This window comes from Streptomyces sp. YS-3 (assembly GCF_045257485.1).
Taxonomy (GTDB): domain Bacteria; phylum Actinomycetota; class Actinomycetes; order Streptomycetales; family Streptomycetaceae; genus Streptomyces.
Window position 1 is genome coordinate 1 of sequence record NZ_JBJHPC010001006.1, and the last position, 1,328, is coordinate 1,328.

General features: G+C 66.6%; 1 protein-coding gene and 1 pseudogene. Both read right to left on the minus strand.

The features are described 5' to 3' along the window. A partial coding sequence (locus ACJA3G_RS37085; protein ID WP_406557407.1) for a 2-oxoacid:ferredoxin oxidoreductase subunit beta occupies nucleotides 1-849 on the minus strand: 849 nt, incomplete at its 3' end. Then, nucleotides 842-1,328 (minus strand): annotated as a pseudogene (locus ACJA3G_RS37090) (2-oxoglutarate ferredoxin oxidoreductase subunit alpha); the annotation flags it as partial. The pseudogene ACJA3G_RS37090 and the gene ACJA3G_RS37085, both read right to left, overlap by 8 nt.

The following is a 1,328-nucleotide window of genomic DNA, read 5'->3' on the forward strand; positions in this document are numbered from 1 at the left end:
GTGGGTGAGGATGCGGGATTCGTTTTGGGGGGTGATKTCGGTGATGTGGAGGTCGCCGGTGTGGGGGTCGCGGGTGATGCCTTTGTTGAGGTGGGTGCCGAAGCGGATGGGCTGGCCGTGTTCGAGGCGGATGACGGTTTCGGGGGCTTGTTCGTTGTCTTTGAGGGCTTGGAAGGCGTCGTCGTTGAAGATGTTGCAGTTCTGGTAGATCTCGATGAGGGCGGTGCCGGGGTGGTCGGCGGCYTGGCGCAGGGTGTGGGTGAGGTGTTGGCGGTCGGAGTCGATGGTGCGGGCGACGAAGGTGGCTTCGGCTCCCAGGGCGAGGGAGACGGGGTTGAAGGGGGCGTCGAGGGAGCCCATGGGGGTGGATTTGGTGATTTTGCCGGTTTCTGAGGTGGGGGAGTACTGGCCTTTGGTGAGGCCGTAGATGCGGTTGTTGAAGAGGAGGATTTTGAGGTTGACGTTGCGGCGCAGGGCGTGGATGAGGTGGTTGCCGCCGATGGAGAGGGCGTCTCCGTCGCCGGTGACGACCCAGACGCTGAGGTCGCGGCGGCTGGTGGCGAGGCCGGTGGCGATGGCGGGGGCGCGGCCGTGGATGGAGTGCATCCCGTAGGTGTTCATGTAGTAGGGGAAGCGGCTGGAGCAGCCGATGCCGGAGACGAAGACGATGTTTTCTCTGGCGAGGCCGAGTTCGGGCATGAAGCCCTGGACGGCGGCGAGGACGGCGTAGTCGCCGCAGCCGGGGCACCAGCGCACTTCCTGGTCGGACTTGAAGTCCTTCATCGACTGCCGGCCCTCGGCCTTGGGCACCAGGGACAGCGGGGTCTGTGCCGGAGTCGTCTCAGTCATGGAGGGCCTCCTTGAGGGCTGTGGCGAGCTGCTCGGCTTTGAAGGGCATGCCGTTGACCTGGGTGAAGGACTGGGCGTCGACCAAATATTTCGCGCGGATGAGGGTGGCGAGCTGGCCGAGGTTCATTTCGGGGACGACCACGGTCTCGTACTGGCGCAGCACCTGACCGAGGTTGGGGGGGAAGGGGTTGAGGTGGCGCAGGTGGGCCTGGGCGACGGGCAGGTGCTCCGAGCGCAGGCGGCGGACGGCGGCGGTGATGGGTCCGTAGGTGGAGCCCCAGCCCAGAACCAGGGTCCGGGCCCCGTCGGGATCATCCACGGCCAGGTCGGGGACCTCGATGCCGTCGATTTTGGCCTGGCGGGTGCGGACCATGTGGTCGTGGTTGGCGGGGTCGTAGGAGATGTTGCCGCTGCCGTCCTGTTTCTCGATGCCGCCGATGCGGTGTTCCAGGCCGGGGGTGCCGGGGACGGCCCAGGGG